Annotated in this window: 13 protein-coding genes; 11 read left to right on the top strand and 2 right to left on the bottom strand. The window is 60.1% G+C overall.

Features of this window, described 5'->3' with window-relative positions:
• Positions 1-30 precede the first annotated feature (30 nt).
• The 8 genes from NKF26_RS17890 to NKF26_RS17855 all read left to right on the top strand — a co-directional run bounded on the left by NKF26_RS17890 (position 31) and on the right by NKF26_RS17855 (position 10,843).
• Positions 31-1,587, top strand: coding sequence for a glycoside hydrolase family 28 protein (locus NKF26_RS17890; protein ID WP_253234688.1), 1,557 nt, complete (start codon positions 31-33; stop codon positions 1,585-1,587).
• 183 nt (positions 1,588-1,770) lie between these two features.
• On the top strand, positions 1,771-2,820 hold the full coding sequence (locus NKF26_RS17885; RefSeq protein WP_256487735.1) for a Gfo/Idh/MocA family protein: 1,050 nt from the start codon (positions 1,771-1,773) through the stop codon (positions 2,818-2,820).
• 96 nt (positions 2,821-2,916) lie between these two features.
• Entirely contained in the window at positions 2,917-4,776 is a 1,860-nt protein-coding gene (locus tag NKF26_RS17880; RefSeq protein ID WP_253226928.1) for an ABC transporter substrate-binding protein, read from the top strand.
• Between the two features lie 124 nt (positions 4,777-4,900).
• Complete coding sequence (locus NKF26_RS17875) at positions 4,901-5,098, top strand: hypothetical protein (protein ID WP_253226929.1); 198 nt, start codon at positions 4,901-4,903, stop codon at positions 5,096-5,098.
• Positions 5,099-5,219: 121 nt separating this feature from the next.
• Positions 5,220-6,224 carry an ABC transporter permease gene (locus NKF26_RS17870; RefSeq protein WP_253226930.1) on the top strand — a complete coding sequence of 335 codons (1,005 nt, stop codon included), beginning with the start codon at positions 5,220-5,222 and terminating at the stop codon, positions 6,222-6,224.
• Positions 6,225-6,296: 72 nt separating this feature from the next.
• On the top strand, positions 6,297-7,385 hold the full coding sequence (locus NKF26_RS17865; RefSeq protein WP_253226931.1) for an ABC transporter permease: 1,089 nt from the start codon (positions 6,297-6,299) through the stop codon (positions 7,383-7,385).
• A 3-nt stretch (positions 7,386-7,388) separates the two neighbouring features.
• On the top strand, positions 7,389-9,569 hold the full coding sequence (locus NKF26_RS17860) for an ABC transporter ATP-binding protein (RefSeq protein WP_253226932.1): 2,181 nt from the start codon (positions 7,389-7,391) through the stop codon (positions 9,567-9,569).
• A gap of 140 nt (positions 9,570-9,709) precedes the next feature.
• Positions 9,710-10,843, top strand: a complete 1,134-nt coding sequence (locus tag NKF26_RS17855) for an enolase C-terminal domain-like protein (protein WP_253226933.1) — start codon at positions 9,710-9,712, stop codon at positions 10,841-10,843.
• 32 nt (positions 10,844-10,875) lie between these two features.
• Here the strand turns inward: NKF26_RS17855 and NKF26_RS17850 are convergent, their stop codons facing one another.
• Positions 10,876-11,700, bottom strand: a complete 825-nt coding sequence (locus NKF26_RS17850) for an SDR family NAD(P)-dependent oxidoreductase (protein WP_253226934.1) — start codon at positions 11,698-11,700, stop codon at positions 10,876-10,878.
• 121 nt (positions 11,701-11,821) lie between these two features.
• Here NKF26_RS17850 and NKF26_RS17845 point away from each other — a divergent pair, with 121 nt between their 5' ends.
• Positions 11,822-12,868, top strand: coding sequence for a lactonase family protein (locus NKF26_RS17845; protein ID WP_253226935.1), 1,047 nt, complete (start codon positions 11,822-11,824; stop codon positions 12,866-12,868).
• 41 nt (positions 12,869-12,909) lie between these two features.
• Positions 12,910-13,341 (top strand): PPC domain-containing DNA-binding protein, encoded by a 432-nt coding sequence (locus NKF26_RS17840; RefSeq protein ID WP_253226936.1) that lies wholly within the window; start codon positions 12,910-12,912, stop codon positions 13,339-13,341.
• Between the two features lie 148 nt (positions 13,342-13,489).
• On the opposite strand, the gene NKF26_RS17835 is transcribed toward NKF26_RS17840, so the two are convergent.
• Positions 13,490-13,726, bottom strand: a complete 237-nt coding sequence (locus NKF26_RS17835; RefSeq protein ID WP_253226937.1) for a hypothetical protein — start codon at positions 13,724-13,726, stop codon at positions 13,490-13,492.
• Positions 13,727-13,863: 137 nt separating this feature from the next.
• Between NKF26_RS17835 and NKF26_RS17830 the strand changes: the two genes are divergently transcribed.
• Positions 13,864-15,315 carry an aldehyde dehydrogenase family protein gene (locus NKF26_RS17830; protein ID WP_253226938.1) on the top strand — a complete coding sequence of 484 codons (1,452 nt, stop codon included), beginning with the start codon at positions 13,864-13,866 and terminating at the stop codon, positions 15,313-15,315.
• The last annotated feature ends 21 nt before the right edge of the window (positions 15,316-15,336 follow it).

Below are 15,336 nucleotides of genomic sequence, written 5' to 3'. Positions count from 1 at the left end.
TTATTCCCCTCGTCCGAATCCGTCCGAGTGATGCAAGACTTGGAATCCTCCCGCTTCGACGTTCGGGAGTACGATGCCGTCGGCGACGGAACCGAACTCGACACCGAACCGATCCAGACAGCGCTCGACGCGTGTGCCGAGACGGGCGGAACGGTACACGTGCCGCCGGGCGAGTATCGAACGGGACCGCTTCGAGTCGGTGACGACACCACGCTCCACATCGATGCCGGGGCGACGCTTCTATTCGTCCGCGATTACGAGGCGTTTCCCACCGTCGAAAGCCGATGGGAAGGGTGGAACCAGTTCGGATTCCACCCCTGCCTGCTCGTCCGGGACGCGCGGAACGTCGAAATCACGGGAAGAGGAACCATCGACGGGCAGGGTGACTATTGGTGGTCGTTCTACGACACCCCGGAATCGGAGTATCCGGACGGCCTACGGACGCGACTCGCCGAATTCGACGAGCGGAACGACAAGAAAGACGACGTCAGCAGTTTCACTCTACGCCCGCCGCTGTTCCAAGTCACCGAATCCGAGAACGTCTCCGTCTCCGGAGTTACCTTTCGGAATTCGCCGTTCTGGAACACCCACATCGTCTACTCGGAAAACGTCACCGTCCACGACGTGAACATCGAGAACCCCGCCGATGCTCCGAACGGCGACGGTATCGATATCGACTCCTCACGGCACGTGAGAATAAGCGACACCTACGTCAACGCTGGTGATGACGCCATCTGCATCAAGTCCGGCAAGGACGAGGAGGGGCGGACGGTCGGCGAACCGGCGTCACAGATCACGATCACCAACTGCACCGTCGAGGCTGGTCACGGCGGCGTCGTCATCGGAAGCGAGATGTCGGGTGACGTGCGCGATGTCACGGTCTCGAACTGCACGTTCACGGGAACCGACCGTGGCATCCGTATCAAGACCCAGCGCGGTCGCGGCGGCGTCGTGGAGGACCTGCGCTTCGACACCATCGTCATGCGCAGCGTCGTCTGCCCGTTCGTCATCAACGGCTACTACTTTACCGACATCGACATCGACCCGATTTCGGTGGACGAATCGACGCCGATGGTCAGAAACGTCCATTTCCATAATGTGACCGCGCGTGACGTCTCCTTTGCCGGGTTCTTCGCAGGGATTCCCGAGCAACCCTTCGAAGGGATTTCGTTCTCGAACGTCCGCATCGACGCTACCCGTCCCCTCGACGCCACCGACATCTCCCCCGCGATGGCCGAGAATTACGAGGCCTCTCACACGTTCTTCTGCAAGTCGCTCGCGGACGTCTCCTTCTCCGACGTGGAAATCCGAACGGCCGGAGTCCCCGCGATGGACTTCGAGGAAACCGACCTCGTTTCGATAGACGGTCTTCGTTTCCGGGGAGATGTACCGTCACCGGCGGTTGCCGTCACGGACGTCGGCCGGACCCGAATCAGCGGTTGTGCCGCTCATCCGTCCGAACGGCCGTTCTTGGAAGTGAACGGACCTGGAACTCGAACCGTCTCGCTTCACGGAAATCACGGCCCGATATCCGATCGTGTCGATATCGACGAAACGGCGACGAACGTGACGGTCGATTCGTCGTAACATCACGGTATCGGCTGATGCCACAACGGTGGTTGCCGCGAGTCGTTCCTCGTAGGGGAACATACTCCGGAACCCACGGCGTGTCGAGGTGTGCGGAATCGGTAGAAACCCATCACGGACGTGGTTTGAGAAACCGGTGGACAACACTCTTATACTCGTTTCGCAAACGTCCACCAGTAGACGATGGTTGAATCAACGAATTCTGGAGATGTACTCCGTGTGGGGCTTGTCGGCCTCGGTAGTCTCGGCATTCGTCTCGGTCGTGAGTTTCACTCGCATCCGGACGCAGAACTCGTCGCACTCGCGGACGTGAACGAGGAGAACCTCGTCGCTGCGGGCCGCGAGCTCGACGTTCCGACGGAGGCACAGTACGCACGCTACCGAACGATGCTAACTCAGGAGTCCCTGGACGCGGTCGGAATCGCGACGCCAAACGGCCTTCACTTCGATCAGGCGACGACCGCCCTCGACCACGACCTGCACGTCCTCTGTGAAAAGCCGCTCGCGACGACGATAGAGGATGCACGCGACCTGTTGGAACGAGTCGAGGAGAGCAACCGAGTGACGATGCTCGGCTATCAACGTCACCTCAACCCGGCCTTCATCGCCGGACGGGAACGATGGGCGCTCGGTGACCTCGAACCCACGTTCATTACGGGTGAAATCACTCACGACTGGCGGGACTACTACGAGGAGATGACCGACTGGCGAATGGATCCCGAACTGAGCGGCGGTGGTCATCTGTTGAACGTCGGAACTCACATCATCGATGCCATCCTCTGGACGACGGGACTGACCCCGACGCACGTAACGGCGACCGTCGAGTTCCACGACGACGAACAACTGTTCGACAAGCAGTCGTCCATCATCGTCGAGTTCGAGGGCGGAGCGGTGGCGAACATCGCGGACACGGGAATCGTCCCCCGAACACGCGAACATATCCATATCTGGGACGACGATGGTGCGGTGTATTTCGAAGGACGTGAATGGGACGAACGGACGTCGTACACTATCGACGCGGAGGGAGTCGAACACGACCCGCGCCACAGCGACGGAAAGAGCAAAGCCGACGCGTTCATCGAATCGATCGTCGACGATACCGAACCCCCTTCGACCGCCCGTGATGCGTTCTGGGCGACCGTCGTCACGTTGGCGGCCTACGAATCCGGCCGTCGAAACGAACGACTCGCGCTCACTGATTTGTATCCGTTTCTCGCCGATATGCCGCGGTAGCGAGGACGGAATATCACTCTTGCTCGCTGGGCCGAAGGATAAAAGGACGTTTTCGTGAGGAATAAATATATATAGGTTGATTCATATGGTATTGCCATGCCAGACTCTAACAACTGGCGAAGAGGCATCAGTACGAGGCGAAACTTCATTAAATCGGGTGCAGTCGGTGGAGCGGCGTTGCTCGCCGGTTGTTCCGGTGGTGGAGACGAACCGACGCCGGGCACCGATGGTGGAAACGGTGGCAACGGTGGCAACACGAACGGAAAGCGATTCCGGGTATTCGATCCACTGACCAGCGGTGCCACGCCGTCGGAACGTCACTTCAACCCGTGGAACCCGACACAGACCGGCTGTTGGCACCCGGGAGCATGTATCTTCGATCGGCTCGCGGTGTACAGCCCGACGCAGAACGAGGCGTACCCGTTGATGGCCGAATCGTGGAAAATGCCGGACGACAAGACCCTCGAAGCCACCTTCAGCGACAAGTGGACGTGGCACAACGGGGATAAGTTCGTCGCCCAGGATTGGGTCATGCAACAGGAGATCGAACTGGCGCTCCAGAAAGCTTCGGACGAAGGTGGTAAACCGCTCGTCAAGTCGGTCAAAGCGGTCGACGACCACCACGTGCGGATCAATCTGAACGACCCGCTCTCCGAAATCTTCGCCGTCCAAAATACGATCGGAATTTACAACGGTAACTTGGCGCGTGGCGTCTTCACCAAACACGACGACCCGAAGTGGAGCAAATGGCACAAGAAGCTCACGACCGGCTCTGAAAGTGAGAAGAAAGCAGCCATCGAAGAGATCACGACGGCGAAATATCCGATGATCACCGACGACCCGATCGGTCACGGACCGTTCAAAATCAAGGACGTCGGCGACGATATCATCGTCATGGAGAAGTACGAGGATCACCCCAACGCCGACAACATCAACTTCGACGAGTTCGCGCTCAAACTGTTTTCGACCAATCAACCCATCCAGCCGTACTCGGCCGGGAAGATCGATGCAACACACAAGGGGTTCCCGGTTCAGGACGACCTCAAAAGCAAGCTTCCGAAGGAAAACAAATTGTTCCGGGAAGGTCGGTCAAGCAATAAACTGTTCTCGTTCAACTGCGGGCACGGCGTCGACTACGACTCGCCGGTCAACAACGTCAACGTTCGCAAAGCGGTTTGCCACGTCTACAGTCGGAAACAGACCGAATCGCTGCTCCAAGGCGTGAACCGGACGTTCGATTGGGCACCGTGCCGCGTCCCGGGAAAGGTGTTGAGCAGGGGCAAAGACGAGACCGCCGAGTGGGTCAAGGACTTCACGAAGTACGGCGAGAACGATACGAAGCGTGCTGCTGAACTCCTTCGCCAAGAGGGATACACGAAGAGCAACGGCAAATGGATGACCCCCGATGGAAAGCGGTTCAAACTCTCCATCATGAACGGATCCGACCGACAGGACATCCAAGTGCTCAAGCAGAACCTGAAAGACTTCGGCATCGACACGAAACAGGAGCAGGTCGACGACGCGACGTTCGACGACCGCCGCAACAAAGGGAAGTATGATATCATGCCCGACGGGTCGTCCTCGAACGGGATCACTGCGATGTGGGCGACCGATCTGGTCATCGATTGGCTCCAATCCATCCTTCACTTCGCCCCCGAGAGCGAGATTCCGATGCCAATCGGCGACCCCAAAGGTTCGAGCGGGACGAAGACCATCAACATCGAACAACACATTCGGAAGTGGCAGTCGACGGGCGACTCGAAATACCATCACGAACTGATGTGGTGGTGGAACCAAACGCTCCCCGAGGCGGAGATGTTGTACCAACCCGACGCCGGTGCGTACAACGGTGCACACTGGGGACTCGACGTCAAACCCGGCATCAAAAACGGTGTCGACGACGCGCTCTATATCGCACCCAAGATGGCCGACGGTACGCTGAAGTACAAAGGATAGCGGTGAGAGTTGGGCACCAACCAACCCGTTCCCATATCAACCCGGGTTCCCAACCCAACGGACGTTTCGGAACTCGTAGCGATGAGAACTGAATGTTTAATACAACGGATTCATACATACAGCTATGGGACTACTTCGAACGGCATCGAGAACGGTGCTCGGCATCGACATCCTCTTTCTCCTGTTGTTGGGGTTCTCGTTTCTCTATCTCGAACCGGGGACCGGACCATACGTGACTGCGACGGTGACGCTCATCCCCATCGTTTTCACGTTCGTCATGAGCGTGGTGGTACTCTACACCGGGTGGGAACCCTTCGAATGAACCGACCGCCGAGGGACCGTGCACGAAGCGACTCATTCATATATTAATATATACATAATTATAGTAACAATATGGGATAAATTGATTATGAAGCTCTCGAAACGGCTTGCATACGTGTAACATGGTAAAGATAGACTGGCGTGTACGAAGAGTAGGACAAGCGCTGTTCACGGCGTGGGCGGTCACTACCCTGTCGTTCGTCCTCGTGCGGCTATTGCCGGGGAACCCGATGGGAGCGATGGTGCGAAAGTTGCAGCGGCAAGGCGTCAACCCGGCTCGCGCTCGGGATATCGTCGAGCTTCGAATGAGCGTCAATCCGAGCGAACCGATACCGATCGCGTACGTCCACTACATGGCGAACATGATACAGGGCAATCTCGGCGTGTCGACGTACTATTCCGACCCCGTTGCCCAGATCATCGCGAACACGCTGCCGTGGACGCTGTTCGTCTTGAGTTGGTCGCTGTTCATCAGCTTCTTCATCGGCGTCATGGTGGGCGCATTGATGGCGTACTGGGAAGGCGGAAAGCTGGACGTCGGACTGACTTCGTGGGCAATCCTCATGGGTTCGGTTCCGTTCTACGTGTTGGCGTTTCTGCTCTTGATGGCGTTCTCGTATCGGCTCGGATGGTTCCCGACTGGTGGCAAGCAACCGACGGGCGTCCCGGTCGGGTTCAACTGGCTGTACATCAAAGGGATAATACGCCACGCCGCGTTGCCGGTTATGTCCATGCTCGTTGCCTCGGGCATCGCTTCGCTGGGAATGCGCGGGAACTCCATTCGCGTTCTCGGGTCCGACTACCTCCGTGTGGCCCGTCTTCGCGGACTCTCCGATATAACCATCTCGACGCAATACGTCGCGCGAAACGCCGTCCTCCCGATGTACACGACGCTGATGATCAGCATCGGGGAGATGTTCGGCGGTTCCGTCGTCCTGGAGAAGGTGTTCCAATACCGGGGCATCGGCTACTACACGCTGTCGGCGTTCTATCAGCGCGACTATCCGCTGATGATGGGCGGGTTCGTTCTCATCACGGTGGCGGTCGTACTCGCACTGCTGTTCGCCGATCTGACGTATTCGTTGATCGATCCGCGCGCGGGAGGGCAGAACAGTGAATCGTACTGAATATGACACACAAACGAACGATGAGAATCTACAAACGAAATTACCGACTGTACCGACAGAGGAGGGTCAACGATGACTGACCCGCTGAGAGAGGCAGTGTCGTCTAGTGACGACCAACGAAACGAGAGCGCCGTTCGCACGGACGGCGGGAACGTTAACTCTCCATTCGAGGTGGTCTCACAGTACGAGGAGACCCGACGCGACCGATATCGAAAGCTGTACGATGCCTACATTCACGCACCGTTCGAGATCATCAAGCGTGACCGCAGGGCACAGATCGGATTCACCATCCTGTTGGTCTACGTGCTGATGGGGACACTCGGAACGGTCTTTATCGAGCCGACGAAGGTGGCGGAGGGACCGGCGCTCGTCAAACCCTTCCAGAACTGGCAGTACCCTCTCGGGACCGACAAGATGGGACGCGACCTGCTCTCGCAAGTGGTCAACGCGACCCAGACGATGCTGAAGATGATTACGTCCGGAGCGCTCTTCACCGTCGTCGTCGGAACCGTCGTCGGCGGCATTGCGGGCTACAAGGGTGGCCGGGCCGACACGATTCTCAGTTCGATTACGGACATCTTCATCAACATCCCCGCGTTCCCGCTCGTGATGGCGCTGGCTCTCTTGCTCGACATCAGCGGTAACCCGTACGTGATCGGCATCCTGCTGTGTATCGCGTCCTGGGGCGGTCTCGCGCGTGCCATCAGGTCACAGGTACTCACGCTCCGAGGGGAAGCGTTCGTCGAGGCGGCGCGAGCGATGGGAATTTCGACGCCAACTATCGTCTTCAAGGAAATCATTCCACATCTGATGCCGTACGTCGTGATCAACCTGACCAACGCGGCGCGGCGGGTCATCTTCGAGGCGGTGGCGTTGTACTATCTCGGTGTCCTCCCGTACGAGGACTTGAACTGGGGGACTACGCTGAAACAGGCTTACGACGCGAAGGCCCACATCAGACCCGAGGCGCTGCACTGGTTCCTCGTGCCGATGGCGGCGATCGTGTTCATCTCCATCGGACTGATCCTTCTAGGGCAGTCGCTCGACAGGGTGTTCAATCCGCGCGTCCGTGCACGTCACGAGAAGACGACCGCTGAGGCGGAAGCGCACGTGGGCGAAGAAGACGAATCGGCTGGTAGCATGACCAACGGAGGACTATAGACGATGACCGTTTCACAATCGAGCTATGAACTCGACACGGCGGAAGAATCGATCCTAGAGGTACGAAACGCGTCCGTCACGTTCGACATGGAACGTGGCGATTCGAACGTCCTGGACTCGGTGGACCTCGACGTACAGCGGAACGAGGTCCTCGGGGTCGTCGGGGAGAGCGGAAGCGGAAAGTCGATGCTCGCCTCGGCGCTCCTCGACGCCGTCGTCGACCCCGGGGTGCTCACGGGCGATATCACGTACCAGCCGAAACAAGGCGAACCAGTCGAGGTCCTCGATCTCGAAGGGCGCGATCTGAAGGAGTTTCGTTGGGAGCAGGTGTCCATGGTGTTCCAGGGGGCGATGAGTTCGTTCAACCCCGTTCGCTCGATTCGAACCCACTTCGTCGAGACGTTGAACGCTCACGATTACGACATCGACGAGGGAATGCAACGTGCACACCAACTCCTCGAAGACCTCTATCTCGACCCCGACCGCGTGCTGGATTCCTATCCGCACGAACTGTCCGGTGGGATGAAACAGCGGGCGCTCATCGCGCTGTCGCTCATTCTCGAACCGGAAGTGTTGGTGATGGACGAACCGACCGCGGCGCTCGACCTGCTCATGCAGCGGTCGATCATTTCGCTGCTCCAGAACCTCAAGGACCAGTACGACCTCACGATCGTCTTCATCACCCACGACCTGCCGCTGATCGCGGACTTGGTCGACCGTATCGCGGTGATGTACGCGTTCGAAATCGTCGAACTGGGGCCGATGAAGGAGGTATTGGAGGAACCGACCCACCCGTACACGCGACTCCTGTTGAAATCGACGCCGAACCTCGAATCGTCCATCGACGAGATGCGACCGGTCGAAGGAAGCGCTCCCGACCCCGTGAACGTTCCTTCCGGATGTTCCTTCCACCCCCGCTGTCCGCTCGCGGACGAGTACTGTGAGAAGGACGACCCGGAGGCATATCGGGTCAACGGCGACCATCACGTCAACTGTCACCACTGGGAAGACGCCGCCGAAACCATCCCGATGACGGAGGATTCGTCGTCGCTCGCCGGATTCGGCGAAAGCTCCGTCAGCGCGAGCGCCGGAACGGTCAGTTCCGACGGCGAACCGGTGGTGTCGATGCGAGACGTCGAAGTCCACTTCGAGAAGGAAAAGGGGTTCTTCGACATCTTCTCCGATGCGGACACCGTCAAGGCGGTCGACGGCATCTCGCTCGACATCTACGAGAACGACGCCATCGTTCTCGTCGGCGAGTCCGGGTGCGGCAAGACGACGCTCGGGAAGACGGCCGTCGGACTGCAGCGACCGACCGGTGGGAGCATCGAATACCGCGGACACGATATCTGGGACGTACGGGATTCGGGCGGGAGCGCCACCATCGCCTGGGAGGACGTCCGACGCTCGCTTCAGATCGTTCACCAAGACCCCGGTAGCTCACTGAACCCACACCGCCGAGTCAAAGCGGCCCTCGAAATGCCCCTCAAGCGGTGGAACGATGATCTAGACGGAAACGACCGGAAACAACGTATTCTGGGGCTGCTGGAACACGTCGGGATGTCCCCCGCCGAGGACTACTTCGAACGCTATCCTCACCAACTGTCCGGCGGCGAACAGCAACGCGTCGCCATCATCCGGTCGATGCTGATGAACCCCGACCTCATTCTCGCCGACGAACCGGTGAGCGCGCTCGACGTCTCGCTGCGCGTCGAGATGATGGACCTGATGATACAGCTTCAGGACATGTTCGACACGTCGTATCTGTTCGTTTCGCACGACCTCTCGAACGCGCGATACATCGCGGAAAAAACGGGCGGCCGTATCGGGGTCGTCTACCTCGGCGAACTCGTCGAGATCGGTCCGCCGGAGCAGATCATCCACAACCCGCAACACCCCTACACGCAAGCCCTTCGATGGGCGACGCCCGAACTCACCCACAACGAGGAGGAGACGGTCATCGAGGAGTCGCCGATCAGGGAGATCGACATCCCGGATCCCACCAACCCGCCGAGCGGCTGTCACTACCACACCCGGTGTCCCGAGGCGCGCGAAGTGTGCCGGACGACGGTCCCGGACTCGTACGATTCGGAGGACGACGAACGCCACCAAACGGCGTGCTTCCGCGTGCAAGACGATCACGAGTACTGGCACAGCGACTCCATCGTCGACGGGGACGACTGACCGCCGATCGATGGCGGATTGACGACGACCCGCTCTTCTCGGCTTTCTTTCCCACCATAGCTGTGCCGCGATCGGTACCGAACGACCTCGAACCAACCGAACGCTTAACCGCGGTTCGTCCGTGTAGTTAGTACCTCGCGATGCAGATCCACGACATCGAAACGATCCGATTCACGTACCGTTCGAGAAAGAGTCACGACGAAAGGGGTCACGCCCATCCCGGTGATCCATCCAAGCGGACTGGGACCATCACGCGCATACTCGTGGACGGCGGCCCGGACGGCTACTGTCCCGGTGGGACCGAGGAGGCGAACGACCTCGCGAGCACGTATCTCGTCGGCGAGGACCCACTCGAACGGGAGCGAATTTGGCGACGGCTCAACCGATCACAACGGCTTCACCGAGGCACGCTCACGGATTCGAACGTCGCTCGAATCGATTGTGCGCTGTGGGACGTCGCCGGAAAGCACTTCGACGTCCCCGTCTATCGGCTACTGGGTGGCCACCGGGAGCGGATTCCGGCCTACGCCAGCACGATGGTCGGTGACGACGACCCGGACGGACTCGGAACGCCGCAGGCGTACGCCGATTTCGCCGTCGAACTGCTCGACCAGGGGTATCGTGCCGTCAAACTCCACACCTGGATGCCGCCGTACGACGCGGACCCGGACCGCGTCATCGAGGCGTGTCGTGCGGTTCGGGAGGCGGTCGGCCCCGACGTCGGTCTCATGCTCGATTCGCACCACTACTACAGTCGAACCGAGGCACAGCGGATCGGACGTGCCCTTTCGGACCTCGATTTCAAATGGTTCGAGGAACCGATGGACGAACACTCGATGTCCTCCTACGAGTGGCTGACGGAGACCGTCGACGTTCCCGTCGTCGGACCGGAGACCGCGGAAGGGCAGATGTACACTCGTGCGGAGTGGATAAAACGCGACGTCGCCGACATCAGCCGTGTCGGCGTCAACGACGTCGGTGGGCTTACGCCCGCGATAAAGGTCGTTCACCTCTGTCAGTCGTTCAACGTCGCCTGCGAAGTCCACGGCGGAAACGCTCCGAACTTACACCTCCTGGGAGCGATGACGACGCCGGGCGAGTACTACGAACGAGGGTTGTTACATCCGAAGTTCGACTACGAGGCGGCGACGCCGTGGTTGACCGATATCGTCGACCCGTTGGACGACGACGGACACGTTCCCGTGCCCGACGATCCCGGACTGGGATACTCCTTCGACTGGGAGTTTCTCGAAGCGAACCGCATCGACGATTGAATCCGCCTCCCGTTCGCGTTACGTCTGGCAGATCAATCGGTGGTCTCTTCGAAACCCGCGTCGCGCCACGCCAATCCCTTTCCGACCGCCCCGACGCCGCCATCGACGGGAAGGTTGGTTGCCGTGATGAACGACGACTCCTCGGACGCAAGAAAGAGGATGGCGTCGGCGATTTCGCGCGGTGTCGCCGCACGTTTGAGGACACCGGGACCGTCGGCGTGCGGCGTCGTCTTCTCCGCGAAGAACCGGCGTGCCTCCGCTTCGTCGTCGGGGAGATGGTACTCCGTGATGACCCACCCCGGAGAGACGGCATTTACCCGGATTCCGTCGGCGGAGTGGTCACAGGCCATGTCTCGAGTCATCGAAACGAGTGCCCCTTTCGTCGCATCGTACTGCGACCACTCGGGCCGAGCGACCGACGCGCCGTTCGACGCGACGTTGACTATCGACCCGCCCGTCTCCATCAACGGAATCACGTGCTTCGCGCAGAACGCGACGCCTTTGAGGTTCACCGCGAGGATGCGGTCCCAACTCGTTTCGTCGGCCGACGTTACCGGTCCCGGAGCGGCGCGGACCGCGGCGTTGTTCACCAGGACGTCGACGTGTCCGAACCGATTCGATACTGTCTCTGCCATCTCCATCACCTGTTCCTCGTCGCCGACGTCGGCCGTTATGCCGACCGCTTCCCGACCAGTTCGGTCCTTCACCTTCGATGCCGTCGCCTCGGCGGCATCCGAATCCCAGTCGACTGCGACAACCGACGCGCCCGCTTCGGCGAGTCGAACGCACGTTGCCGCACCGATTCCGTTTCCGCCGCCCGTGACGACGGCGACAGCCCCTGCTAATCGTTCGCACATGACTGTTCGTTGGCCGTCGCGCGCATAACTACTTCGGTCGTTCGACGCGAAGCTACCGACCCCCCAACACACGGAAGCATCTCGTGGAAACCCACATATCCGTGCGGCGTGACGGGGGAGTATGGTCGATTCACGATCGGTGATGCTCGTGTGTTCATCGCCGGGTGATGGGACGGACAGCGTCGTTAGCTATCGGTTCGATGCCTCAAATGGGTCGGTGACGAAATCGGGAAGTTCACCCGCCGAAAACCCATACTATCTCGCGATCCACCCGACTGGGGAGTACGTGTACACGGTCGACCGGACTGCTGGTGGCCTCGTTTCCGCGTATCGGATCGACGACCCGGATGCGACCCTGACGCGACTCAATAGACGGCCGAGCGGCGGAGCAGGTCCCTGCTACGTGTCCATCGACAGTTACGGAAACTACGTCTACGTCGCGAACTACGGCGGTGGGACCGTCTCCTCCTTCCCGGTCGGTTCCGACGGCCGACTGGGGGTCGGCACGACTCTCGAATTCGGGGCTGAAGGACAGGATACTGCTTCACATCCCCACTCCATCGCGCCGGGGCCGACCGGTGGCGTCGTCTACGTTCCCGACTTAGGGCGTGATCGCATCGCCACCCTCTTTCACCGATCTGATGGGAATCTGGATTCGGCGTCGATTCCCGACGTGACGCTTCCGCCGGGAACCGGTCCGCGACACTTCGAGCGTCACCCGAACGGGCGTCTCCTCTACGTCGTCAACGAGATCGAATCGACGCTGACCGTGTTCGACGTACGGCCGGGGACGGGAGCGCTCCGAAACGTCGAAACGGTGAGCACGCTGCCGTCGTCGTTCGACGGCGAAAACCGGGCCGCTGACCTCCGTGTTCACCCGTCGGGACGGTGGGTGTACGGATCCAATCGCGGCCACGACAGCATCGCGTTCTTCGAAGTCGATCCGACGTCTGGCCGACTCGATGTGCAGAGCCACGTCTCCTCGGGTGGACGGACGCCCCGCACCATCGCGCTCGACCCGACCGGTCGATACCTCTTCGCCGCAAACAAGGACGGTGGCGGGGTGGCGGTGTTCGAACTGCATCCGGAAACGGGGCGACCACAGCCGAGGGATTCCGTAGCGGTGCCGAAACCCATGTGCGTTCGTTTCGTCCCGATTCGAGGGTGAAGACTTATCCCACCGCTACACGCAGTCAGCACTGTAGGTCCATGGAAACGTTCGAATCCGACGGACACGTCATCGTCCGTCTCGACCGCGGTGACTTGGCACTCGAATCGATCATCGACGCCTGTGAAACACACGACGTGGACACGGGCGTCCTCGTCTCGGGTATCGGAACGTTCAGCAACCTGAACATCCACTACGTGAACCGAACCGACCTTCCGGAGGACAAGACCGACCGGAACGTACACCTCTCGCTCGACGGTTCGTGGGAGGTGACGAACGTCGGTGGCCTCATCGCGGATGGTGAACCTCACCTGCACGTCACGGCGTTCAACGGCGACAGAACGGTGGGCGGACACCTCGAATCGGGGTGTGAAGTGAACATTCTCGGCGAATTCACCATCAGAAAAGTAGCCGACCTCTCGTTACATCGGCGACCGGGAGAGAACGCCGTCTCGCAACTGAAGCGCCGATGACCACGGTTTCGAGGTAGTGGGAAGTCTCCCGGTAGCATGCGGGTAGCCGAATCGCGACGAGAAGTAGTTCGAAACGTTCCGGGAACGCGAAATAGTTCGAGACGTCCCGGAATCGCCGCCACGCGTGGGCGGATGGTTCGTCGGTCGCTTACCGACGTTGCCACCAAATGAACGTGTACCCAACTACGCCGACGAGGAAAAGCGCCGCCCCCCAGGTGGCGCACATCGCCGCCCAGATTCCGGTGTTGATGAGGAACCCGATGACGAAGATGATGATTCCCAGCGTCGCGAGGGAGAGCGTGACCGAGTTTCTGATCGTCGAAAACAATTCCATCGAACGGCTAGTTCCGTCGTTGGTCTCGCCAGTTTTCTGAACTGAACTCATTGGTAGCGTGGTACGTAGTAACAGTATAAATCGGTTGGGGTGGGTCTCTTCGCTTTTCATCTCGGTGGATATCCTCCTCATTTCGTTTGTCATCACCAAAACCTTAGTATAGTGTCCGTCCGTTGCTGTCTCTGAGGATGTCGACAGACTACGGTAATTATATCGACGGAGACTGGACAGAATCAGCGTCGGGTGACACGTTTGCGGTACGTAATCCGGCGAACGAAACCAAAATCGTGGCGACGTACCAACAATCGACGGGTGACGACGCAAGAAGCGCGGTCGAGGCAGCAGTTGCGGCGCAGGACGAATGGGCTTCGACGCCCGCACCGGAGCGCGGTCGTATCCTGAAACGGACGGCAGACGCACTCGATACGCGCAAGGACGAACTGACCGAGACGCTCACCACGGAAGAGGGAAAGACCCTCGCGGAGGCCGGTGGCGAAGTACAACGCGCCATCGATATCTTCGATTACTACGCGGAGAAGACCCGTGACCTCGGCGGTACGATGAAAGCGGCGAGCGCCGCGAACAAGCAACTGTACACGAAACGCGAACCGCTCGGAACCGTCTCGCTCATCACGCCGTGGAACTATCCCATCGCCATTCCGGCGTGGAAGCTCGCTCCGGCCCTCGCGGCGGGGAACACGGTCGTTCTCAAACCCGCGTCCGCCGCACCCGGCGTCTCGTTGAAACTCGTCGAATGCCTGGAGGAGGCCGGATTGCCCGCCGGGGTGGTCAACTACGTGACCGGGTCGGGTAGCGACGTCGGAGGCCCCCTTACGGAACACGGTGCGGTCGACGCCGTGTCGTTCACTGGGAGTACGGCCATCGGGACGATGGTCGCCCAGACCGCGACCGAGGACCTGAAACGCGTGCAGTGTGAGATGGGCGGAAAGAACCCGACCGCCGTGATGCCGAGTGCCGACCTCGACGAGGCCGTAGACATCGTCGGTTCGGGCGCGTTCGGGGTCACCGGACAGGCGTGTACCGCCTGTTCCCGCGCCATCGTCCACGAGGACGTGTACGACGAATTCGTCGCGGGCATCGTGGACTACGCCGAATCGATCGAAATCGGGGACGGAGCCACGGACGTCGACATGGGACCACACGTGACCGAGAGCGAACTCGAAGGCACGCTCGAATACGTCGATATCGGCCTCGAAGACGGTGCGACCCTCGAAACCGGCGGCGACCGTCTCACCGGTGACGAATACGACAACGGACACTTCGTCGAACCGACCGTCTTCTCCGACGTCCGCGCCGACATGCGAATCGCCCAGGAGGAGGTGTTCGGACCGGTACTCGCAGTCATCTCGGTGTCGGACTTCGAGGAGGCGGTGGCCGTCGCGAACGGCGTGGAGTTCGGCCTGTCGGCCAGTATCGTCACGGACGACCTCTCGGAGGGACATCAGTTCATCGAGGACGTCGAGGCGGGCGTCGCGAAGGTGAACGAGAAGACGACCGGCTTGGAACTTCACGTGCCGTTCGGCGGCTACAAAGGGTCGTCGACGAACACGTACCGGGAACAGGGTGACGCCGGTCTCGACTTCTTTAGTTCCATCAAGACGGCGTATCTGAACTACTGAGGTTCGAACGAGTACGGTCGG

This window comes from Haladaptatus sp. AB618 (assembly GCF_024136965.1).
In the GTDB taxonomy this organism is placed as follows: Archaea; Halobacteriota; Halobacteria; order Halobacteriales; family Haladaptataceae; genus Haladaptatus.
Note: the sequence above shows the minus strand (reverse complement) of the source record. Positions and strands in the feature narration are given on the sequence as shown.

Excerpts from the sequence above, each read along its gene's own strand:
- NKF26_RS17850 (WP_253226934.1), bottom strand. The coding sequence starts at position 11,700 with ATGTGCGAACGATTAGCAGGGGCTGTCGCCGTCGTCACGGGCGGCGGA.
- NKF26_RS17830 (WP_253226938.1), top strand. The coding sequence starts at position 13,864 with ATGTCGACAGACTACGGTAATTATATCGACGGAGACTGGACAGAATCA.
- NKF26_RS17845 (WP_253226935.1), top strand. The coding sequence starts at position 11,822 with ATGGTCGATTCACGATCGGTGATGCTCGTGTGTTCATCGCCGGGTGAT.
- NKF26_RS17880 (WP_253226928.1), top strand. The coding sequence starts at position 2,917 with ATGCCAGACTCTAACAACTGGCGAAGAGGCATCAGTACGAGGCGAAAC.
- NKF26_RS17890 (WP_253234688.1), top strand. The coding sequence starts at position 31 with ATGCAAGACTTGGAATCCTCCCGCTTCGACGTTCGGGAGTACGATGCC.
- NKF26_RS17860 (WP_253226932.1), top strand. The coding sequence starts at position 7,389 with ATGACCGTTTCACAATCGAGCTATGAACTCGACACGGCGGAAGAATCG.
- NKF26_RS17870 (WP_253226930.1), top strand. The coding sequence starts at position 5,220 with ATGGTAAAGATAGACTGGCGTGTACGAAGAGTAGGACAAGCGCTGTTC.
- NKF26_RS17835 (WP_253226937.1), bottom strand. The coding sequence starts at position 13,726 with ATGAGTTCAGTTCAGAAAACTGGCGAGACCAACGACGGAACTAGCCGT.
- NKF26_RS17855 (WP_253226933.1), top strand. The coding sequence starts at position 9,710 with ATGCAGATCCACGACATCGAAACGATCCGATTCACGTACCGTTCGAGA.
- NKF26_RS17865 (WP_253226931.1), top strand. The coding sequence starts at position 6,297 with ATGACTGACCCGCTGAGAGAGGCAGTGTCGTCTAGTGACGACCAACGA.
- NKF26_RS17840 (WP_253226936.1), top strand. The coding sequence starts at position 12,910 with ATGGAAACGTTCGAATCCGACGGACACGTCATCGTCCGTCTCGACCGC.
- NKF26_RS17885 (WP_256487735.1), top strand. The coding sequence starts at position 1,771 with ATGGTTGAATCAACGAATTCTGGAGATGTACTCCGTGTGGGGCTTGTC.
- NKF26_RS17875 (WP_253226929.1), top strand. The coding sequence starts at position 4,901 with ATGGGACTACTTCGAACGGCATCGAGAACGGTGCTCGGCATCGACATC.